20 protein-coding genes are annotated in these 21,808 nt (G+C 63.1%); 3 read left to right on the forward strand and 17 right to left on the reverse strand.

Annotated elements, in window-relative coordinates; all coding sequences use genetic code 11:
• Positions 1-2: 2 nt before the first annotated feature.
• From ACE3UG_RS13155 to ACE3UG_RS13175, 5 genes are all read right to left on the reverse strand, one after another.
• Positions 3-1,208 carry a cation:proton antiporter gene (locus ACE3UG_RS13155; RefSeq protein WP_374624503.1) on the reverse strand — a complete coding sequence of 402 codons (1,206 nt, stop codon included), beginning with the start codon at positions 1,206-1,208 and terminating at the stop codon, positions 3-5.
• Positions 1,209-1,718: 510 nt separating this feature from the next.
• Positions 1,719-3,734 (reverse strand): bifunctional tRNA (5-methylaminomethyl-2-thiouridine)(34)-methyltransferase MnmD/FAD-dependent 5-carboxymethylaminomethyl-2-thiouridine(34) oxidoreductase MnmC, encoded by a 2,016-nt coding sequence (mnmC, locus tag ACE3UG_RS13160; RefSeq protein ID WP_374624505.1) that lies wholly within the window; start codon positions 3,732-3,734, stop codon positions 1,719-1,721.
• Positions 3,731-5,506: a ClcB-like voltage-gated chloride channel protein gene (locus ACE3UG_RS13165; RefSeq protein WP_374624507.1), complete on the reverse strand. Its 1,776-nt coding sequence runs from the start codon at positions 5,504-5,506 to the stop codon at positions 3,731-3,733. Before ACE3UG_RS13165 ends, mnmC begins: the two co-directional genes overlap by 4 nt.
• A gap of 193 nt (positions 5,507-5,699) precedes the next feature.
• Positions 5,700-7,028, reverse strand: a complete 1,329-nt coding sequence (locus tag ACE3UG_RS13170; RefSeq protein ID WP_374624509.1) for an arylsulfatase — start codon at positions 7,026-7,028, stop codon at positions 5,700-5,702.
• Positions 7,029-7,050: 22 nt separating this feature from the next.
• Positions 7,051-8,370: an MFS transporter gene (locus ACE3UG_RS13175; protein WP_374624511.1), complete on the reverse strand. Its 1,320-nt coding sequence runs from the start codon at positions 8,368-8,370 to the stop codon at positions 7,051-7,053.
• 112 nt (positions 8,371-8,482) lie between these two features.
• On the opposite strand from ACE3UG_RS13175, the gene ACE3UG_RS13180 reads away from it, so the two are divergent.
• Positions 8,483-9,385, forward strand: coding sequence for a LysR family transcriptional regulator (locus tag ACE3UG_RS13180; protein WP_374624513.1), 903 nt, complete (start codon positions 8,483-8,485; stop codon positions 9,383-9,385).
• A 577-nt stretch (positions 9,386-9,962) separates the two neighbouring features.
• Positions 9,963-10,418 (forward strand): MarR family winged helix-turn-helix transcriptional regulator, encoded by a 456-nt coding sequence (locus ACE3UG_RS13185; RefSeq protein ID WP_374624515.1) that lies wholly within the window; start codon positions 9,963-9,965, stop codon positions 10,416-10,418.
• Positions 10,419-10,499: 81 nt separating this feature from the next.
• Here the strand turns inward: ACE3UG_RS13185 and ACE3UG_RS13190 are convergent, their stop codons facing one another.
• On the reverse strand, positions 10,500-11,447 hold the full coding sequence (locus tag ACE3UG_RS13190) for a DedA family protein/thiosulfate sulfurtransferase GlpE (protein ID WP_374624517.1): 948 nt from the start codon (positions 11,445-11,447) through the stop codon (positions 10,500-10,502).
• Between the two features lie 132 nt (positions 11,448-11,579).
• Positions 11,580-13,145 carry a DHA2 family efflux MFS transporter permease subunit gene (locus ACE3UG_RS13195; RefSeq protein WP_374624519.1) on the reverse strand — a complete coding sequence of 522 codons (1,566 nt, stop codon included), beginning with the start codon at positions 13,143-13,145 and terminating at the stop codon, positions 11,580-11,582.
• A 425-nt stretch (positions 13,146-13,570) separates the two neighbouring features.
• On the opposite strand from ACE3UG_RS13195, the gene ACE3UG_RS13200 reads away from it, so the two are divergent.
• Positions 13,571-14,365 (forward strand): MHYT domain-containing protein, encoded by a 795-nt coding sequence (locus tag ACE3UG_RS13200; protein ID WP_374624521.1) that lies wholly within the window; start codon positions 13,571-13,573, stop codon positions 14,363-14,365.
• 111 nt (positions 14,366-14,476) lie between these two features.
• On the opposite strand, the gene ACE3UG_RS13205 is transcribed toward ACE3UG_RS13200, so the two are convergent.
• The 10 genes from ACE3UG_RS13205 to rpmH form a co-directional block, all read right to left on the reverse strand.
• Positions 14,477-14,692: a hypothetical protein gene (locus ACE3UG_RS13205; RefSeq protein WP_017233878.1), complete on the reverse strand. Its 216-nt coding sequence runs from the start codon at positions 14,690-14,692 to the stop codon at positions 14,477-14,479.
• 58 nt (positions 14,693-14,750) lie between these two features.
• Positions 14,751-15,335, reverse strand: coding sequence for an RNA 2',3'-cyclic phosphodiesterase (gene thpR, locus ACE3UG_RS13210; RefSeq protein WP_374624524.1), 585 nt, complete (start codon positions 15,333-15,335; stop codon positions 14,751-14,753).
• Positions 15,336-15,500: 165 nt separating this feature from the next.
• Complete coding sequence (locus tag ACE3UG_RS13215) at positions 15,501-15,809, reverse strand: hypothetical protein (protein ID WP_374624526.1); 309 nt, start codon at positions 15,807-15,809, stop codon at positions 15,501-15,503.
• A 179-nt stretch (positions 15,810-15,988) separates the two neighbouring features.
• Positions 15,989-16,594: a hypothetical protein gene (locus ACE3UG_RS13220; RefSeq protein WP_374624528.1), complete on the reverse strand. Its 606-nt coding sequence runs from the start codon at positions 16,592-16,594 to the stop codon at positions 15,989-15,991.
• Positions 16,595-16,608: 14 nt separating this feature from the next.
• Entirely contained in the window at positions 16,609-16,971 is a 363-nt protein-coding gene (locus tag ACE3UG_RS13225) for a hypothetical protein (RefSeq protein WP_374624530.1), read from the reverse strand.
• A 265-nt stretch (positions 16,972-17,236) separates the two neighbouring features.
• A complete protein-coding gene (mnmE, locus tag ACE3UG_RS13230; protein ID WP_374624532.1) occupies positions 17,237-18,631 on the reverse strand; it encodes a tRNA uridine-5-carboxymethylaminomethyl(34) synthesis GTPase MnmE in 1,395 nt (464 codons plus the stop codon).
• Between the two features lie 104 nt (positions 18,632-18,735).
• A complete protein-coding gene (yidC, locus tag ACE3UG_RS13235) occupies positions 18,736-20,400 on the reverse strand; it encodes a membrane protein insertase YidC (protein ID WP_374624534.1) in 1,665 nt (554 codons plus the stop codon).
• 24 nt (positions 20,401-20,424) lie between these two features.
• The gene (yidD, locus tag ACE3UG_RS13240; protein WP_374624536.1) at positions 20,425-20,781 is read right to left on the reverse strand and encodes a membrane protein insertion efficiency factor YidD; all 357 of its coding nucleotides are present in this window, start codon (positions 20,779-20,781) and stop codon (positions 20,425-20,427) included.
• Between the two features lie 85 nt (positions 20,782-20,866).
• On the reverse strand, positions 20,867-21,346 hold the full coding sequence (gene rnpA, locus ACE3UG_RS13245; protein WP_374624538.1) for a ribonuclease P protein component: 480 nt from the start codon (positions 21,344-21,346) through the stop codon (positions 20,867-20,869).
• 23 nt (positions 21,347-21,369) lie between these two features.
• The gene (gene rpmH, locus ACE3UG_RS13250; protein ID WP_010806664.1) at positions 21,370-21,504 is read right to left on the reverse strand and encodes a 50S ribosomal protein L34; all 135 of its coding nucleotides are present in this window, start codon (positions 21,502-21,504) and stop codon (positions 21,370-21,372) included.
• Positions 21,505-21,808: the final 304 nt, after the last annotated feature.

Below are 21,808 nucleotides of genomic sequence, written 5' to 3' on the forward strand. Positions count from 1 at the left end.
GCTTAATCCTTCCGTTCACCGACAAGGGCCAACGCCCAATAGACCACAAGCGGCGCAACCAGTTGCAGCAGCGCTATGGCGCACATCACCACGGCCTTGAGCATCGGGTCGAACTGCGGGTAGATGTCGTACGTGTCGGCAACGAGTACGAACGCGAGACTGGCCATCGGGCACAACGACATCCCTAGCGCGACCGCCTGCCTGTAACTGATACCGGCCTGATGCGCGACCGCCACCGTGCCCACCACCTTGGCGATCGCGCGCACGACGATGATCGCCGCAGCGGCCAGCCCGCCGACCAGGACGTATTCCCACTGGAACGTCAGCGACGTCAGCACGAAGAGCACCACGGCGAGCAGCCAGCCGGCCGTGCCGAAGTACGCAGGCCATAGCTGTGGACGTTCATCCAGATTCCGGAAAATGATCCCCGCCAGGAGCAGCGTGAGCGAGTTGGGCAACTTGAGCATGTGCACCAGGGCCACCATCAGCATGATGAGGCCGATGAGGATCACGAACGCGTGCTGATCCTGACTGCCGAACTTGCGGAAGACAATGTTGCAGGCCTTCGCCAGCACGACCGCCAGCACGATCGAGCCGATGAGCAGGTACAACGGGTGAAAGAGTACGACCCAGAAGCTGGAGTGGTACGCCTGATGCATCCAGCCGTAGACAAGCTTCACCGCCACGACCGCGTACACGCTGTTGAGCGCCGCGAGGGCCAGCAGACGCTCCGTTACCTGACCTTCGGCCCGCAACTCGTTCTTGAGCTGGATGACCACGGCCGGCGAGGTCGCCATGCTGATCGAGGCGATCAGTACGGCAGTCAGCGGCGTCACGCTGAAGACTCGCAACACGGCATAGACCGCCACAAAGGTGAGCAACGCTTCCAGTGCGCTGGTGACGATGATCCAGGGGTTGGCCCGCATCCATTTCAGGTTGAGGCGGCTGCCCAGTTCGAACAACAGCAGGCCGAGCGCCAGGTCGATCAGCAGCCGGATGGCCGCGCTCGTCTGCGCGTCCAGCATCGATGAAAGACCCAGGGTGCCACCGACCAGCCCGACCACCGCATAACCGGTGATGCGCGGCAGGCGCAGTCTCCGGAAACAAATCTCCCCGGCGAGTCCGGCAAAAACCAATGCCAGCCCGGCGAAGAAAACGGGATCGGGCGCCGGCGGCCAGCCCGGAAAAAGGGACAGTTCCGACGTCATTAATGCTCGCTTTGCGCCGCTTGACGGCGCATCAAGTGGTGAAAAGGAAAGAAAGTCGCGCGCGGGGTTGCAGATAAAAGACAAATGCGCGACGAACCCGAAGGGTTGGGCTCATTTTGCCACACTCGGTTTCCGACACTTTCAAACGGGCGTCACGAAGCCAGTCGACCCATTGCAGGCGGGTGCCGGACGCAATCGTCGTGGTGACACCCTGCCGAACGATCGCGGCGGTGCCTGGGGGGCGTTAGGGCGTTAGGGCGCTGGGTCGGCGGGCTTCGGCAGGAATGTCCGGGGGCAAGCGCCGAAGGTGCGTCGCCCCCGCACGGGGGGACTTTCAACCCAAATAGGGTCAGATTCGATTTATTGAATTCGCCCGCGCTTTCGGAGAAGCGCGGTGTACGAGCGTGCTTCGCGGGTGTTCAGGGGGCGCGGGTAACGGCGTAGACGGACTGGGGGGCGACGAACCCGGTATGCCGGATGGCGTGAGTCGGTACGGCAACGCGGAAGCCGTCAGTCCCGTTTCCCCTTGCGCAATGCCTGCATCAGGTAGCGGGCAGGGTCGAGGGCGTCCGCCAGGTCGCTGCCGATCGGCCACGGCTCGCCTTCGATCTGGCTGGCGACCAACTCTGCGCACAGCGACGCGAAGACCAGCCCCCGGGAGCCGAACGCGAAACTGGCATGCAGGCCATTCAGGCGCGGCAGATCGCGCAGATGTCCGCCGCAGAGTCGTTGCCGATTCACATCAATCGCGGCCAGATCCGGCAATTGTCCCGCCATCGGCAGTCGATCGGGTGTCAGCGAGCGAAACGCCGTGCGTCCGCCCAACTCGGCGGCGGCATGTGCACTCGCCAGTCCTGCATCGCCAAACGCTTGTGCGCGATCTGGCAGTAGCACGGCAAGACGTCGCAGATTGGCCTGATGGTCGGTAACGCGCACTTCCTCGGCAGGATCGTCGAAGCCGTACGTGGCACCTGTGATCGGTCCGGCCCCTCCCACCGGAGACGGCGCCACATAGCCATCGCCGCAGACCGGCACGCGCAGGTTGGGCAACGTGCCGGGCGGCAGGAAGGTCAATTGACCGCGCACCCGCTTGACCGGCACGAACTCAGCCGCGAGGTAGGGGGCGAGCAGCCGCTGCGAGGCGTCGGCGGCCGTCACGATCGCAACGTCTGCCTCGGCCAGCACTCGACCCGCCTCGTCGACCGCTACCCAGCGACCTTCGCGACATTCGAGCCGCTCGACGTTCACGCCGTAGCGGGCGTCGAGCGACGGCCCGGCGGCAACCAGTTCGGCGCGGCACAGCATCGCAGGCGCCAGCCAGCCGCCTTCCGGGTACCAGACGCCGCCGTGCGTCAGCGTTTCGCCCGCGAGCGCCGACGCCTGCGTCGCGTCGACCCATTTCGCATACGTCTGCGGATACTCGTGGGCCGTCAGGAGCTGCTGCATGGCTTGCGCTTGCGCGTCGTCCGTGGCGACCTGGAGCAAGCCGTCGGCGCGCCCGGGCAGCCCGCCCGGCAGGGTTCGCCATTGCGCGAGTGCGTACAGAAAGCCGGCGCGCGTCAGACGCGACAATACGTTGTCGTCTGCCGAGAGTTGCGGATGGAAGACACCCGCCGGATTGCCCGACGCGGCGGTCCCAGGCGCCTGCGCGCGCTCGAAGAGGCGCACGCGCCAGCCGCGCGCGACGAGCCGGCGCACCATCGCAGAACCCGCCATCCCCGCACCGACGACGATCGCCTCACGCGCTCGCGGTCCGGGAATGGTGGGTGGATCGTAGCGCCGCATCCGATAGGGCGGCGCATAAACGCTTGCGAGCATGTCTCGTTTGCGACCGAATCCGGCACGCCGCTCGGTCTGGAAACCGGCGGCAATGAGATCGCGTCGGACCTGTCCGGCGGCGGTATAGGTGGCCAACGTTGCGCCGTCGCGCGCCAGGCGACCGAGCGTCTTGAACACGGCGGGCGACCACATGTCGGGGTTCTTGGCGGGAGCGAAGCCATCGAGAAAGAACGCGTCCGCACCCGCGCGCAGCGAGGGCATCAGGTCGAAGAAGTCGCCGAACCCGACATCCAGGACCACCCCCGGCGCCAGCTCCAGCCGGTGCCAGCCCGCGACCGGCGTCGGCCAGGCATCGCACAGGCGCTGCACCAGCGGAGCGAGTTCAGTCATGCCAGGGAGCACGAGCATGGACTCGAGCATGCGTCGAAGGTCCGCTGCCCGGAACGGAAATTTCTCCACCGACACGAAGTGCAACCGCGCGGGTCGTTGCGGATCGTCGCGCCATGCGGCCCACGTCGCGAGAAAATTCAAGCCGAGGCCGAAGCCGGTCTCGATAATCACGAACAGCGCGCGGCTGCGCCAGCGGTCGGGGAGATCGTTGCCCGCCAGAAAGACGTGCCGCGCCTGACCGAGTGCACCGTCGGCAGTGTGATAGACGTCGTCGAACGCCGCCGAATAGGGCGTGCCGTCCGCCGAAGTTGCCGGTTCAGCCGGCTTGATGGGGGCGGCGCTTGGGCGACGCCTCATTCGACCCCTCGTTCCTCGGTCACGATTTCGATGAGGTCCGGCAGCGACACAACGCCCAGCCACTGCCCGTCGGCGCCCGTCACCGGGATCCAGTCGGCGTGCATCTTGCCGAGCGCCCGCAGTGCGCTGACCAGCGTCATCTCGCCATCGAGCGCCTTGCACGGCGTGATCGCCTCCGTCCACCGTTCAGGTTTGCCGGTCGCCTGCCGCTGCCACCAGTTCGCGGCATCGAGCGTGCCGATGAGATGTCCGTCGTCTGCGCGTACCACGAGGTTGCGATAGCCCGTTGCGATGAAGCGCTCGCCCAGCGCTTCCAGGGTATCGTCAACGCTGACCACCGCGTCGTTGTCCACCGCCAGCGACGACAGACGCATGTCGCTGCCCTCGCCGCTCATCGACAACCACCGGCCAGCGACCTGATTGCGGCGCAGCGACTTTGCGTACACGGAGTCCGCGCGCAACGTGTGCGCCGTGATATAAGCCGTCACGCACGCCAGCATCAGCGGCAGGACGACCTGATAACTCAGCGTCATCTCGAAGATCATCAGAATCGACATCAGCGGCGCATACGTCGTTGCCGCAAGGAACGCCCCCATGCCGACCACGGCGTAGCTGCTCGCCACCGAGGCGGCAGCGGGCGCGAGCGCGTTCATCGCGATGCCGTAGAGGCTGCCGAGCGCAGCGCCAACGAAGAGCGTCGGCGTGAACACGCCGCCCACGGCACCGGAACCTGCCGACGACGCGGTCGCCAGCACTTTGAACACCAGCACCATCGCAAGCGCCTGCCAGGCCCAATGCGTGTGCAGGATCGAATTGACGACGCTGTATCCGTTCCCCCAGACGTGCGGCACCTTGAGCGACAGCACGCCCACCACCAGCCCGCCGAGCGTCAGACGCAGGAACAGCGGCACGGGCAACGCGCTGAAACGCTGCTTCGCGGTGTCGAGCAGGCGCAGGAAGAGCGGCGCGAGCACGCCGGCGAGAATGCCGAGGCCGACGTAGAAAAAGACTTCCCAGCCGGAAACGAAGTCGAAGCGCGGCATCTGGTAGACCGCTGCGTAGCCGAGGAACTGCCGGATGACGATGTTCGCGATGACGGAGGCGACGACCAGCGGGCCGAGCGTTGCCGTCGAAATCGAACCGTAGACAATCTCGGAGATGAACAGCGCGCCCGCGATCGGGGCGTTGTAGGCGGACGTGATACCCGCGGTCGCTCCGCAGGCGACGAGCAGGCGCAGACGCTCCGGCGGGAACGCCAGCATGCGGCCGACGAGCGACGCGAACATCGCGGCGAGTTGCACCATCGGCCCTTCCCGGCCGATCGACGCGCCCGAGGCCACCGAGCAAAGCGACGACAAGCTCTTGACGAGTGTCTGGCGCAGGCTCAGCACGCCGGTGCCGATCGCAATGGCCTCCATGTAGTCGTCGGAGCCCTTCTTGGGCACCCACAACGTGGCGTACTGCAGAATCAGTCCGGCGATCAGGCCGCCTGCGGTCGGCAGGAGCAGGCGCTGCCACCAGTTGAGGTCCTGCGCCAGCTCGACCATGCCGCTTCGGTGACCTGCGAGCAGAAACTGCAGCCCCGACAGGGCTTCCCGAAACGCCACGGTAGCCAACGCCCCCAGCAGACCGACGATGCCGGCAAGCAGCAACGTGACTTGCAAGGTGTTCGGTGCGAATTGACGTCGCACCCACACAACGACGGGCAATTTAGCCCAAGTAGACACTGCTGGCACGGATAAAAGACAGTCGTGATCGAAATTGGGTCCCATGGTATCGATCGACGCCCGATTTTGAAAGCGCATAGCCGCATTGCGCGTTTCAGCAACAAAACGCAACAAAACTGAGAGATGCTCAGGTACAAAGGATTTCCGCCGTCGCCGAGGGGCTCCACGAAACTGCTTGAATACACTGGGAAGCGAACGCGTCGGCGTATGGGGGAATATCGGAGGATAGGGCGACGGATCAGTCGGGGGCTCCGGGCGCGGTATTCGGATAAGCCGCTACGCTGTCCTTGAACGATCTCACCATCTTGAGCATCGGACCGAGCACCCATGTGTTGCGCACGAGAATATCGGTCTCTTCCTTGGGATCCTGAATGAGATGGAATAGGTAAGGCGACTCGAGTTTATTTGCGCCGGCGTTCACGTACGGCTCCCATACGAAATGGAGCTTCCAGTCGCGCCATTTCACCGCACGCAGTTCGTCTTTGATGTAGAAGAGAAAACCTTCCCGGTTGGAAGCGATTTTCTTCCCCAGAAGAAAGTCGAGCTGACTCACGCCGTCAATGGGGCGTCCGTCGTCGGGCATGCCGCCACCGATCAATTCTGCGAAGGTGGGTAACAGATCGACCACGTGGACGATTTGATTGTTGACGTCCACAGGAATCTTGCCCGGCCAGCGCGCGATGAACGGCACGCGCAGACTGCCCTCCATTGCCGTATGGTAAGTGCCCGTCCAAGGGCCTGCCGTGCCGCGATAGGGCGCGCGGAACTCCGGGCCGTTGTCGCTGCAAAATATCAATAACGTGTCGTCGGCAATGCCGAGCGCATCCATCTGGTCGACGATCTGGCCCACGCGGAAGTCCATTTCTGCGAGCGAGTCCGCGAATTCGCCCATGCCTGTCTTGCCCTCGAAATCCTTGTGAGGCAACGTCGGAAAATGCAGATGTACGAGCGGCAGATAGAGGAAAAAGGGCCTGGCTGCCCGCACGTTGCGCTCGATGAACGCCTTAGACCGTTCGACCAGTTCCTCGTCGATCGTCCGGCGCGTTTCCAGATCATAGATCTTGACGTTGTGGGACGGCTCCCCCTTTTTGCCTTCCATGATGTACGGCAGTTCAGCAACGCTTGGATCGAAGCCGATCGAGCTTGTGAACTGTGTCTCGTCGGTGGTGCGGGGAATGCCATACCACTCGTCGAAACCGCGATCCGACGGATAGCGGCCGTCGATATCTCCGAGATGCCACTTGCCGTAATGCGCTGTCGCGTAGCCCGCAGCCGAAGCCATCTGTGCGAGCGTCCATTCCTTGCGTTGGAGTCCTTGTGGCAGCCCCGGCGGTACCGACTGGAACGCGCCGGTCCGAATCGGATGACGGCCCGTCATGAGTGCGCTGCGGGTCGGTACGCAGTCGCTTTCGACGTTGTAATTCAGAAGACGCATGCCGCTTGCCGCGAGCGCGTCGATGCGGGGCGTTGCGGCGCCCCGCATCATTTCGCCGCCGCCGTAGCAGCCCAGTTCGCCCCAACCCAGGTTGTCGGCGACGATCAATACAATATTCGGTGAAGTGCTCATGATGTAACTCGATGCCGACGGTTCAGTCGGCAGGTTGATGGTCGCCGAAGTTTCGGAGGCAAATCAGCAGGGAAATCACGCTGATGACCGCGGCGACTGCGATATACACGGCTGGCACCAATCGGCTATGGGTCGCGCTAATACCCCATGTCAGGATCAGCGGGGCAAAGCCGCCGAAGAGCGCAACCGCCAGGTTGTGCGTGAGCGCGAGTCCTGTGGTGCGCACGCGGCTCGGGAAGAGTTCACTAAGCACGGCGGGCATCGGACCCTGATAGCCACTGATCGCAACGCCGAGCACGGCACAAATGACGATGAACGCGAACGGTGTCGGGCTTGCAATCAGCCAGGCGAAAAGCGGCACCGCCACCAGACCGATCAGCGCCGCCGCGACGAGCAGTGTGGTCTTGCGTCCTTTTCGATCGGCGATCGCGCCGGCAATCGGACACGCGACCATTTGCAGCGCGCCCATCAATAGCGTGCCGGCGAAAGCGAGCGATGAATCGATGCCGAGCTCACGCGTTGCGAAAGTCGGCATGTACAGCACGATCACATACGAGGATGACGTCACCAGCACGTAGATGCCGATTGCCAGCGCGAGTCGGACCTTGTTGTCCTGAAATGTGACGCGCACCGGGCTGGTCGCACGGGCGTCTTTCGAGAAGACTGGCGTTTCATCGACATGACGACGGATCACGTACGCGATCGGAATGATCAATAAGCCGAAGAAAAATGGCACGCGCCATCCCCAATCCAGCATCTGCTCGGGCGACAGGTAGTGCGAGAGCAGCGTGCCGAAGAGCGATGCGAGCACCGCCGTACCGCCTTGTGCGGCCATTTGGAAGCTTGCATAAAAACCGCGCTGGTGACGCGGCGAATGTTCGACCAGGAAGCTCGTTGAGGCGCCGAACTCGCCGCCCGCGGAGATACCCTGAATCAGCCGTCCGGCCACGACGATCATTGGCGCGGCGATGCCGATGGACGCATATGAAGGCGTGACGGCAATCAGCAATGTGCCGACCGCCATCAACGCTATGCTCAGCGTAAGACCGCGCTTGCGGCCATAGCGGTCCGAGTATGACCCGAGAATCAGTGCGCCAAGCGGACGCATCAGGTATGACGCACCGAATGTGCTCAGCGCGACGAGCAGCGAGGTGAGTTCGCTCGCAGACGGGAAAAATAACTTCGCGATCGTGACGGCGAAGAACCCATACACCACCAGATCAAACCATTCGAGCGCCGTACCGATCGTTGCGGCGACGACGACCGTGCGCAAGCGACTGCGCTGGTTTGGTGCCGCCAACGTCGCGGCTGCGGCCGAGCTTTCCACGTTTGTCATGTCCATGTCCTGTTGCCGCTGTCTGCATACGGTTTTCTGTCGTTGTGGCAGGAAGTATTGGCAGCACAAATTCGTGGTACAAGCACGGGATCGATATTTTCAATAACCAATGGTTATCATGAACCTCGACGACTTGCGCTATTTCCTGGCGATTGCTGACACGGGACGCTTGCACCGGGCGGGTGAAGAGGTCGGGGTTAGTCAACCGGCGCTGACCAAAGCCGTTCGCCGTCTGGAGGCAGAATTGGGCGTGACGCTGTTCGAGCGCTCGCCGAAAGGGATGTTGCTAACGCGATTTGGCGCCGAGTTTCAACGACACGCCGCATCGTTGCGCACGGTGTACGAAGACGCTCTGAATCAGCTTGGAGAAATGTCGGCCGGAGAACTGGCCAAGGTTCGACTGGGGGCGACGCCGGCGGCGGAGCCGCTGGTGGATCGGGCATTTCTGGCACTGGTCAGGAGCCGCCCCGCGCTTCGCCTGGATCTGACCGTTCAACTGTCCGATACGCTAATCCGGGCACTATTGGACGGAAATATCGATCTGGCGGTCGGCCCATCGCCGGCTGAGTTGCCGGAAGCCCTAAGAGCTGTCCCGCTTCTGACAGAGTCTACGTTTGTCGTATGCCGAGCGGGTCACCCGCTTTGCTCGAATATCGATAGCGTTTCACCGAGTCAGCTTGGGTGCTATCCGTGGATTCTGCCTGGGCATGGCGTCTCCGCGCGGCAGCAAATCGACGCGTACTTCAGGAAGCACCGAGTCGACGGGCCGCGAGTACAAGTGCAGAGCAGCTACAGTTCCCCGGTGGGCGTGTTCTTCCTGATCGCCAATACCGACATGCTCGGCATCTGCAGCACGCAGCATCGCCCGGTGGCTGAACAATTGGGTCTCAAAGCCTTGGTGGCGGGTCAAGCGACGTGGTCCCGTCAAATAGCGATCCTGACACGCAAGAGCGGTTCACTTTCGCCATTAACGCAAACGTTTCTGCAGCAGATCGTCGAAGAGGCCGCTCTCAGCGCCTGAACCGCCCCTCGTAGACCGACGATTCCGGCAAGTTGAACGCGATTCGCAAGGTGTTCGGGGCGAATTGAAGCCGCGCGGAAGCCGCGCACGCACAGCCACGAGAAGTTTTCGTAACGAAACCGAGTAATGCTCACATAACGTCATTTCTGGCGTCTCCTACGGCGGAATCGTCATACCAGTCGAATGCCAGTGGCACGCACTTCGATTTTGCGATTCCCTGCGTCCTCGCAGCGACAAACGTCAGAGGGGGAGACCGGCACGGCGATTTTCTGAACGTTATTCAGATAGATGTAAATTCTTGAGGCCACAACCGCTTTTGAACGGATTCGCGCGACGGTTTCCCCGACGCATCCGGTTACCGACAGCGATGTCGACCGACGGCGGCGTCACGTGATGCACCGTCCGCCTGGGTGCTCGCCCCGTCGTCGTCGCTTCATTTGATGCGGCGCGGCGGTGCATCTTTCCACGCAGACGTCCTTTGTGGCCCGCGAAGTCACACGTCAATGCAACTGGTCACATTCCACGCGGTGAAATAGAATGGCGCGCAATTGAACTGGAATTGAAAAGTGATCCACGAATGGCAGTGAGTAGAAAAGGCGCACAAAAACTCCCCGTGCGTTTGGAAGAGCAATTGGGTTTCGCGTTGTATTCGACGTCGCTTGCCATGACGAAGGCCTACAAGCCGGTGCTCGACAGACTGGGTTTGACGTACTCGCAATATCTCGCGATGGTCGTGCTATGGGAGCAGGACGACATCGCGGTCAATCAGCTTGGCGCACGCCTGGGACTCGACTCCGGTACACTCACGCCGCTGCTCAAACGGCTGGAAACCATGGGGCTTTTGACGCGCCGGCGCGGACAGGAAGACGAACGGCAGGTGTTCATCGAACTTACGCCAAGGGGGACTGCGATGCGTCGTGAGGCACGTCAGGTGCCCGCGCAAGTGCAAGCCGCAACCGGTCAGTCCGACACGGCGCAAAAGACATTGCGGACACTGTTGCTGCAGCTTCGCGACGCCCTCAACGAGGCATGATCCAAAACAAAACGCGCGCGTCTCTAAGGACAAGCGCGCGTCATTCGATTGTGCGCAATGAATTGCGCTGACGCCCGAAGATCAGTGGGCCGGGACGAGCATGTCAATGCCGTCGATTTTCTCGACGGTGTAGCCGGCGTCGCGCCAGGCGTCGAGGCCGCCAAGCAGCGGGCGGACTTCCGCGAAGCCCTGCTGACGAAGTTGTTGGGCCAGCCGAGCGGCGGTTACCTCGTTCGGACACGCGCAAAACACCACGATTCGGCGATCGCGCGGCACTTCCCGCAGTTTTTCAGCGATCTCGTTCGGTGCCACGGCGAGGGCACCGGGAATCGTGAACGGATCGACGGCCCGGCGAGCGGCGGAGCGCACGTCGATCACGACGGGCGCGACGTCGTCCTTCATCCAGGCTTCCAGCGTCTGCGCGCCGATGCGCGCCATGCGCAGCGAACGCAGCAGACGATAGCGGTTGAGCCACCGGTTGAGCAGATACAGCGCGAAAACGAGCACGATCAGCCACAGCACGCCACGGCCAAGCGTATCGAAGGTATCGAGGACGGCGACGATGTGCGACGCGAAGGCCACCCCGAGCGCCACCGCCACACCGGACCAGAGCACCGTGCCGATAGCGTCGTACATCAGAAATGTGCGCCAGGATACGCCGAGTGCACCGGCCATCGGCACGGACAGCGCCGAGAGTCCCGGCACGAAGCGGGCGAACATCAGGACGCGCACACCATGACGGCCCATCGCGCCCTCGGTGCGACTCACACACGAATCGGGCGAGATCGACAGGCGGCACATCAGCCGCAGAATGTGGTGGCCGTAGCGTCGTCCGGCAAGGAACCAGAGGGCGTCGCCGAGCAGCGCGGAGAAGACCGCCAACGCGACAATCTGCGTCGCCGGGAACAGCGACGTCGATGCCGTGACAATGAGCGTGGGATAAGCCGGCAACGGCAATCCCAGCGCTTGTCCGAAGATATTCAGAAAGACTAGCCATAGCCCGTAGCGGGCGATCAGATCGAACAGCATGCCGGGTACCTGTTGGCAAGTAAGCGCAATACGGCATGGTAGCGCCCCGTCGTGACGTCCAGAAGCCGGGAATACGAAAAGTATTGTTGCTTTTCTGGAACGATCGGCACGTTCTATCGGGGCGAGCGGGTGTCAGTGGCCGACAGCGGCTTTGGCGCCGCGCTTCGGTCGGGTCAGCCAGACAAGCGCCGCCATGGCGAGGAAGACATATCCCGAGAGGTGAAAAATGTCGTTCGTGGCCAGCATGAAGGATTGGCGCGTGACGAGATCGTTGAGCACGCCGATGTCGGCGCCGTTCGTGAGGCCCAGCCCCTGGCGCAGTTGGTCGAGATAGGTTGTCGTAGCGTCGGAGTATGGCGTGAGGTTCTCGGTGAGCCGAGCGTGATGGTATATCGCACGGTCTTCCCACATTGTCGTGCTCACGGCGGTGCCGATGGCCCCCGAGAGCGTTCGGAAGAAGTTCGACAGCCCGGCGGCGGCGGCGAGGCGATCGTCTGACACACTCGAGAGCGTGATAGTCGTCATCGGCACGAAGAAGCACGCAATGCCGATGCCCTGGACGAGCCGAGGCTCGATGACCTTTGCGAACGACAAATTCAGGGCGAAGTGTGAATTCCAGAAAGACACCCCGGCGAACACGAAGAACGCGAACGAGGCCACTGCGCGCAGGTTCAGACGTTCCATGTTCTGACCGATGAAGGGTGAGAGCAGCAGCGCCAGCAGGCCGACGGGGGCCGTCGCCAATCCGGCTTTTCCTGCCGTGTAATTCATCACCGTTTGCAGCCAGAGCGGGAAAATCACCACCGAGGCGAAGAACGTCATGAAACCGAACGAAATCACCACGACGCCCAACGTGAAGTTGCGATCCTTGAACAGCGTGAGGTCGACGATGGGCTTGTCGGACGTCAGCTCCCACACGATCAGGAACGACAGGCAGATTGCAGCCGTGAGCGCGAGCGTGACGATCAGGCTGCTGTTGAACCAGTCACGGTCTTTGCCGAGGTCGAGCATCATCTGCAACGCGCCCACACCGATGGCGAGCAACGCCATTCCAATCAGGTCTATGGGCAGCTTCAACGTCTTCGTCTCGTGCCCGCGCAGCAGGAGGAAGCAGGACACCGCCGAGAAGATGCCGACGGGCACGTTGATATAGAAGATCCAGGGCCAGGTGTAGTTGTCGGTGATCCACCCTCCCACTACTGGACCGAATATCGGCGCGACGATCACCGTCATGGCCCACAGGCCGAGCGCGAGGCCGCGTTTTTTCTCAGGGAAGCTGCGCAGCAGAATGGTTTGGGAGAGCGGCACCATCGGGCCCGACACGAGCCCCTGCAGCAGCCTGAAGAAGACGAGCGTCTCCATGTTCGGTGCGAGTCCGCACAGCATCGACGCCACGGTGAAGGCCGCGACCGACGACACGAACAGCTTTGCTTCGCCCACGCGACGCGCCAGCCATCCGGTGAGCGGCACGGCAATGGCCGCTGCCACCGCATACGAACTGATGACCCACGTGCCCTGGCTGTTCGATACACCCACGCTCCCGGCAATGGTCGGTACCGCAACGTTGGCAATGGATGTGTCGAGCACCTCCATGAAGGTGCCCAGGGCGAGACCTACCGTGAGGATCGCCAGTCGCGTACCGGTCAACGGCGCGCCTTGCGGCGCAGCGGTGGCGTTTGCGGCGGCAACGTCTGCCATGTGAAGCGTCTCCCAAAGAATGACGGCCGGGTCGCAGGGACTGGCACCGATGTTATCCCCGGATGGTGCCGCAGAACAGCGACCGTGTGCGACGCGGGTTTGGAATTCGCGCTCTAAATCGTTGGCGGGTGGACTCGCCGCGCCTCGGAATCCGGCGCGGTTGCGCGAATCGCGCGTCCCGTAAGGGTTTGCGACCCGCCCGTTTCGCTGTGCGCCATCGATATGCGGGAAATCAACTTTGTCTAGCGAACGTGAGACGCTTTTACCCCTTGACGCCGTGGGGACGGCGAGATTGAATCGGCGCTAAAGCCCGACGTGTGCGATGCCACGTCGCACTCCCCTGGGCATCGTCGTGAAGGCTCAAATATCGTTCGCTCGTCAGCGCAAGTGGCACCCCGGCGACAGCGAAATCACAGGATCAGCCCATGCAGCCAGGTAGCGTCATTCCGCTTCAGTACAGTGAGCTTCTCGTTCTGCTCTCCTTCGTGATCTCGGCACTGGGCGCGTACGTGGCGTTGGTAGCCGCGTCGCGCATTCGCGACGACGACGGGCGTATCAGCGTCGGTTATCTACTCGTATCGGCGCTGGCCCTTGGCGGTGTTGGGATCTGGGGCATGCATTTCATCGGCATGGCCGCCCAGCGTATGCCGTTCCCGGTGTCGTACTCGTTGTGGCCTACGCTCGGCAGCTTGCTGCTGGCGGTCGCAGTCTCGGGGGCGGCGCTCTGGTATGTGGCGCGTGCGCCGTATCGCAACGCCTTGCCATGCGTTATTGCCGGTGTGGCGGGTGGCCTGGGTGTCGCCGGCATGCACTATCTCGGCATGAGCGCTGTGCGTACGCAGGCGTATTTCCAATGGGATACGACGATCGTTGCGCTATCGGTGCTCATTGCAATTGTGGCGGCGAGCGTCGCGCTTTGGCTGGCGTTCCATCTTGAGACGAGCCTGCAACGCGCATTGGCGTCGCTGGTCATGGCGGTGGCCGTTTGCGGAATGCACTACACGGGCATGCGCGCCGGGACGATCGTTTGCACCAGCACGACCCGTGCGCAGATCAGCATGCGGTTGCATGGCGACACGTTGCCGTATGCCGTCTTCCTGATTGCTTGCGTGGTCCTGCTCGCGATGGCGGCGTTGCTTTATCGCACCTCGCGCAGGCGACGCGAGCGCATGGCGGCGCGGCTCGATGCGCTCATGCGCCAGCGGGTAGGGCCAGTCTGATACCTGTCACGTGTGTCTGAAAAGCGAAACGCCGGCCCGTCTTTCGATGGGGCGGCGTTTGAGTGACTTGAGTGATTTGATAGGTGAGCGCCCGTCCGCGCGGCACATGGTTCAGTGCAGGATGGGGCTGCCTCCGACCGGCATGACATCGCCCGTCTCGATCAGATCGGCAATGAAGAACGGTTCGGTGTTGAGTTGTTTCGATGCACCGGGCTGGCCGGAGTACCAGCACACCATTGCCATGTCGCCCAGCACGCGGGTGACGATGCCCATGGCCCCTTGCGGCACTGCAATGTGATTGGATTTGACGATCGATCCGACTTGCACTTGAGCCTCCTGCGAATGACAAAAAAACCGACGCACCAACCGGCCGGCCGGTGCATCGTCATCCGAATATACCGTATTGCGTTGCGGGCATCGCCGAATTCTCGGGGGGCGTTGCGGAAAAGCCGTCGGACTGCGCGCCGTGGTGTTGCGCGAGCACGCGGTAGTGCGGGCCGCGCGGCGTACGCACCGAATGGACGAGCACATAACCGTCGCAGTGCCAGACGAGCGGGCGCGGATGCAGATCGGACGGCGCGCGGCGCGCATGCCGCAGCAGTGTCACATGCGGGCGGAACGATTGCGTCACGACGCTGGCCCCCGTCGCACGCCATTGCGAGAGGAGGGCGTTGCGGGTGGCGACGAGGCTCTCCGGTACACCGGTCGCGCCGGCCCAGACGATCTTGCGATCGCACCAGTAGCCAAGATGATCTAGGGTGAGCTTGAACGGCGCGAGCGGCGTGCGCTGCATGAGCGCGAGCAATACCGGTAGCCGCGCGGGATCGACCTCGTCGAGGAAGGCCAACGTCACATGCAGGGTTTGGGCGCGCAGGACACGTCCGCCGCATTCCGCGTGCGCCGATACCGCCCACTCGTGAAGCTGGGCGCGCACACCCGGCCCGGGCCACAGGGCAAGGAAGAGTCGCATGAAGACACCAGGGGTTGGGTCCGTCTGATGATTCTCATAGTAGACGGGCTACCGGCCGAATGCCAGTGAGGCGGAGGGTGGCCGAACGTCGCCTGAAGTGTTGACGAGCGGCACTGGCCTGAGCGGACGCGTTACGGCGACTGCGGTATTTCGACGACGGTCCGGTCAGTTCGTCGAGATGCCGGGGGTGATGCCGCGACGGCTGCGGCGCGGTGTCTCTGCCGGTTTGTCGTCGGGTTTGGCGTGCACGGGCGGCCGCACGATGCTGTTCCAGTTGTTCTGAATGGCCGTGTCGGCGGTGTCGTGTGCGATGGCGCGCGAGATATCCGCGCTCGGATTGAAGACCCCCGATCCCGTCGCGCTGGGGGTACCTGCTGCATTCGTTACGTTGCCAAAGTTCGATGCGGCGGACGTGTTTTGCGCGTGGGCGTGCGGCGTAAGCACGAGGGCTGCGGCGAGGCTCGCGCACAGCATCAGCCAGCGTGATCTGTCTAGCGGGACAGCGTGGCGAGCATGGCGAGCGGAGGGAGCGGAGGGAGCTGAGCGCAGGGTCGAATTGTGGGTCATTAGGTGTCTCGGGGTGACGCGACGCGATTTCGCCGACGTCGGCCCCTCTCGCGGGGGCGACGTCGGCGTCACGTCATTTTGTAGGATCAGTAGGCGCCTGCTGGCGGCTTCCAGCCCGGGGGCGGAGGCGGCGGCGGTGCATAGCGCTGCACTGGAGGCGTTGGCAGGGCCATGTCTCCGCGAACGGGGACGCGATTGCCGGACGCATACATGCACTGGACGTAGGCCTGATCATAGCGGCTTTGCGTCATGTACGCTGACGACTGCGCGTTGCCCATGCCCACGGCGCTGCCTGCGAGCAGGCCAGCCCCGGCACCGACGGCGGCCCCTGAGCCGCCGCCGAAGGCCGCACCGGCAGCGGCCCCGATGGCGGTGCCGAGCACGGCGCTGCCGATGGCACTGTTGTTGGCGGCGGAGGCAGCGTCCAGCCCGCCGTTCTGGCCCGAGGCATATTGTCGGCAATTGAAGTCGTCTCGACGGAACTGGTCGAACGATTTGCCCGTGCCGGGCAACGCCATGAGGCTTGGGCCGGTGGGGACTACGGCGCACCCGGCGAGCGCGGCGGCGGCGAGGACCAAGGCCAGCGGCGCGGCGAGGCGTGGTGCGCGACGCGGGCGTCCTGCAACCGGTGCGATATGGGCTGCGGCGATTGACGGACGACGCGACCGGGCGAGTGACGATTCGAATGACATGGCGCGCCTCCCGATCAGTTCGAAGCCGGTTGGGCAGGGACTTCGCGCCAACCGGACGGACACGTTTTCACGTAGGGATAGTAGGCGCCTGCTTTGTCGCAGTAGTACCAGGTGTCGCCGTTCGCGCCGGACTGATCGCCTTGGGTGCCGGGGCGGGGTTGTTCGATGTATTGCTGGGGCTGGCTTGGCACGACGACGACGGGGGGCGCGTAGTACTGTGCGGGCGGATAGTAGGGATAAGCGTAGGGATAGGTGTAGGGATAGTAGCCAGGACCGACCCAGACGCGCACACCTGCGCCATGCCAGGCGAAGGCGCTGCTGCTGACCATGGCCGCAGCCACGGCGGCGACGCCGAGGACAACAGGAAGACGTTTCACGGCACTGACCTCGCAGAACGAACCCCCGGCGCGGTGGATTCCGCCTCGCGCACGCGCGTCGCAAACGAGGTGGATGTGACCCAATGTGACGCAACGCCGCCCGGGAGCTGACCCTTCCGAGTCTAGGCGCGTCCCCCGTCCGGGGCAATCACGGTGCCTGTTAGAAGTGTTTCAAAGCATTACGCTTTTGACGACGATATGCGGGGGAGCTGGGGGGGCGGGAGAAGTGGGAGGCGGCGCTGAGTGGTGCTGAGTGGTGCTGAGATCACTTCCCGATACAGAACCGGCTGAAAATCACGCCGAGCAAATCGTCTGACGTGAACTCGCCTGTGATGGTGCTGAGTTGCTCCTGCGCCAGGCGCAATTCTTCGGCAAAGAGATCGAGCGCGCCTGCATTCTGACGCGCATGCGCGTTTGCCGTCTCGATGTGCTCGCGGGCCGTGCGCAGCGCAGACAAATGACGCTCGCGCGCAAGAAATACGCCTTCGTTGCCCGCCTGCCAGCCGGCAATTCTGAGCAGCTCCGCGCGTAGCAGATCAATGCCCTGTCCGCCCTTCGCCGATAAGCGTACGCCAATCGGTGCGGCGCCCTCCTTCGGCAACACCGTCGCCGGCTCGCCCGCGAGATCGGTCTTGTTGTATACGCGCACGATCGGCACGTGCTTCGGCAATTGCGTCGCGATACGCGCGTCTTCCGGGGTCATGCCGGTGCGCGCGTCGAGCAGGTGCAGCACGGCGTCCGCCTTCGCGATCTCGCTCCAGCTCCGCGCGATGCCGATGCGCTCAACTTCGTCTTCCGTCTCGCGCAAGCCCGCCGTGTCGATGATATGCAGCGGAATACCATCGATCTGGATCGTCTGCTGCACCTTGTCGCGCGTGGTCCCGGCAATGGGCGTGACGATGGCCAACTCCGCGCCCGCCAGTGCGTTGAGCAACGACGACTTGCCCACGTTCGGCAGTCCCGCGAGCACCACATTCATCCCCTCGCGCAGCAAAGCGCCCTGCCGCGCCTGCGACAACACCCGCGCCAGTTGCGCGCGAATCCGCTCGAGCTGTCCGAACGCGTCGGCGGCTTCCAGAAAATCGATCTCCTCCTCGGGGAAGTCGAGCGTTGCTTCGACCAGCATGCGCAGGTGAATCACCAGATCCACCAGCGAATGAATCTCGCGCGAGAACGCGCCGTCGAGCGAGCGGCTCGCCGAGCGCGCGGCAGCCTCCGTGCTCGCTTCGATCAGATCGGCAACCGCCTCGGCTTGTGCCAGGTCGAGTTTGTCGTTCAGAAACGCGCGATGCGTAAATTCGCCCGGCTCTGCCAGGCGCACACCCAGTGCCGCACCTTCGTCGATACAGCGCTGCAGCAGCAGTTGCAGGACGATCGGTCCGCCGTGCCCCTGCAACTCCAGCACGTCTTCGCCCGTATAGGAATTCGGGCCGGGGAAGTACAACGCGATGCCGCGATCGAGCGCATCGCCCGAGGTGTCGAGAAACGGCAGATACGACGCATGACGCGGCTTGAGCGGTTGCCCGACGAGTCGCGCGATCACCCGTTGTACAGCGTCGCCGCGGTGTTTGCCGAAGGACACCCGCACCACGCCGATCCCGCCGCGTCCGGGGGCAGTGGCAATGGCAGCAATCGGAACGGTCGAGACGGTGGCGCTCATGGAACGATTCATTGAAAAACAGGGGACTATTCTGACACGCACGAAACAAAACCGCCCGCGAGAGACTCGCGGGCGGCTTCGTCAGTCAGGCAGGCCGGAAAACGTCAGGTCGCCTTCTTTTCTTTCTTTTCCTTCTTGGCGCCGAGCATTCGGTTGATCGACCATTGCTGCGCAATCGACAACGAGTTGTTGACGACGTAATACAGCACCAGGCCCGACGGCAGGAAGAGGAACATGACCGAAAAGATCAGCGGCATGAACATCATCATCTTGGCCTGCATCGGATCCGGCGGCGTCGGGTTCAGGCGGGTCTGGATGAACATCGACACGGCCATCAGCACCGGCAGGATGTAATACGGATCCTGCGTCGAGAGGTCATGAATCCAGCCCAGCCACGGCGCACCGCGCATTTCCACCGACGAGAGCAGCACCCAGTACAGCGAAATGAACACCGGAATCTGAATCACGATCGGAATGCAACCGCCGAACGGATTGACCTTTTCGGTCTTGTACAGCTCCATGAGCGCGGCATTCATCTTCTGCGGATCGCTCTTGTGACGCTCGCGAAGCGCCTGCATCCGAGGCGTGATTTCCTTCATGCGCGCCATCGACTTGTAGCTCGCAGCCGACAGCGGGAAGAACACCAGCTTGATGATCACAGTCACCGCAATGATCGCCCAACCCCAGTTGCCGATCAGGGCATGCAGCTTCGAGAGCAGCCAGAACAGCGGCTTGGCGAGGATCGTGAAGTAACCGTAGTCCTTCGTCAGCTCCAGGCCCGGCGCAATCTGCTCGAGCATGTGCTCTTCCTGCGGACCGGCGAACAGACGCGCATCGACCGTCTCACTGCCACCGCCCGGAATGCTCGCGAGCGGCTCTTTCACGCCCACGCGATACAGACCGTTGTCCAGCTTGCCGATGTAGTTGTCGCGCTTGGCGCCTTCCTTCGGAATCCAGGCCGTGGCGAAGTAGTGCTGCACCATGCCGATCCAGCCATCGCTCGACTGCTTGACGTATTTCGCCTTGTCCTTGTCGATGTCGCTGAACGTGATCTTCTGGAATTTCTCGTCGCTGCTGTAGACCGTCGGGCCGGTGAACGTATGCGAGAACTTCGCGCCGCTGATTTCACGGCCGTCACGCACCAGTTCCATGTACAGCGTCGGCGTGATGGCGGCGTCGGTCTTGTTGACGATCGTGTTGGATACGTCAATCACGTAGCTGCCGCGATGGAACGTATAGGCGCGCACCAACTGCAGGCCGCCCTTGATCGGCGATTCGAACTTCACGGTCAGGGTGTCGCCCGTCATCGTGGTCGGGCCGGGCACCTGCGTGAAGATGTCGTTGTGGTTCGGGAAGTCGCCGCCGATCAGACCGGTGCGCGCGAAATACTGATGGCTCGGCGTGTTGTCGAACAGCACGACGTGCTTGTCGGCTTCATCGGCGTCGGGCCACTGGGTGAGCGCGAGGAACGACAGCGTGCCGCCTTGCGTGCTGATGTCGGCTTCGTAGACGTCGGTCGTGATGCGGACCTGCTGCGCGGTGGCCGGGGCCGGCGCGTTGCCAGGCGCATTCCCGGCAGCGGCGGTGCCGTTGGCAGCGTGCGGCAGGTCGTTGGCCGGTGTCTTGCCCCCGCCCGTGGCGGCCGGCGTCGAAACCTCAGGCGTCGGGAAGAACAGCGACGAATGGCCATTGGCGCGTTGCCAGTTGTCGAAAAGCATCACGACAGACAGCGCGAAAATGACCCAGAGTACGGTGCGTTTGATGTCCATGCGGTAACTCGTGGTGGACGAAACTCAGGAATGGCCCGGCGCGCGGCGCGTTACTGCCGATGCGGCCGCAGGCCCGGACGAGACCGTCTGCGTGGCTCGCGACGTGTCGCCTCCGGCGGCCGCATCGGCGCCTTCGGCGGTGTGATCGGGAGCGTTACAGACGTGTCGAGCCGGCGGCACGGGATCGAAACCGCCGGGGTGAAACGGGTGACAGCGACATAGACGCCGGGCCGCGAGATAAGTGCCGTAACCGGCACCGTGCTCGACGATGGCCTCGCGCGCGTAGTCGGAGCAGCTCGGATGAAAGCGGCAACGGTTCCCCAGCCAGGGACTGATCGCCAGCTTGTAACCGCGCAGGAGCAACAACAGCACGCTTCGCATCTCGATTCCGCCTGTCAGTCCGGCCGAGGTGGCCGGGTGGGCGGCGCATGCCCGGGGTCGGGCGCTACCGTGTGAGAACCAACCACTAACTACTTTCCGACTTGTCGCCGATCGTGCGGCGCTTCCGGGCGGCTTTCTCGGCCGCGTCGAAGAGCTGCGCGAATTCGGCTTGGCACAGTGTGTTCAGCACTGGCGCCGCCGCCGCCGTGTACGTTCCCTTATCGAAGCGCCGGGTCAATCGCAGCACGAAGTCCCAGCCTGCCAGAGCGGCGCGGCGCTGACGGAACATCTCGCGCGCCTGACGCTTGATCAGGTTGCGAGTGACCGCGCGGGGCGCGTGCTTCTTGCCGACGACAATGCCGATGCGGCCCTCGTGAGGCGTGGCATCGACATCGGAAGGGGCGTCAGGCGCATTTTCGCGCCAGCGCATGTACAACACGAAGTGCGCGCTGCGACGCAGAGGGCGCAAACTAAAAACGGATGAAAACTCATCCGTTTTGAGAAGTCGCGCAGCTTTGGGAAACCCCAATGCCGGGACTTCGCGCCTTGCGGATTTGACGCGCAAACCGCGGTACGAGCGAGCCGCGATTAGACGGCCAGGCGCTTACGGCCCTTGGCGCGACGCGCGGCGATGACCTTGCGGCCGCCACGGGTCTTCATGCGAACCAGGAAGCCATGGGTGCGCTTGCGGCGCGTCACGGAAGGCTGAAAAGTACGTTTCATGATGCACTCACTGTGTGAAAAAATTCCCGCGCAGCAGCATCGTGAAACGCCACATGGACACCGTGAAAACCTGCGAATTCAAGGACTTTCACGCTTGGCCCAGCCGTCGGGAGTTGGATAGGAATCCGGTTATCTTTCTAACGAACCCGCTATTTAATCGGCTTTTCCGTTGTGTGTCAATAGGTTAGCCATTTCACGCAATACTTACGCGATAGTCACGCAATACTTACGCAATACGCCCGTCTACTATCGGTGCGGCGTTACTCGCGCGAGCACCATCTGGCGGACTTGCCGCCGGGAATGT

Source organism: Pandoraea sp. (genome assembly GCF_041919235.1).
GTDB lineage: Bacteria > Pseudomonadota > Gammaproteobacteria > Burkholderiales > Burkholderiaceae > Pandoraea.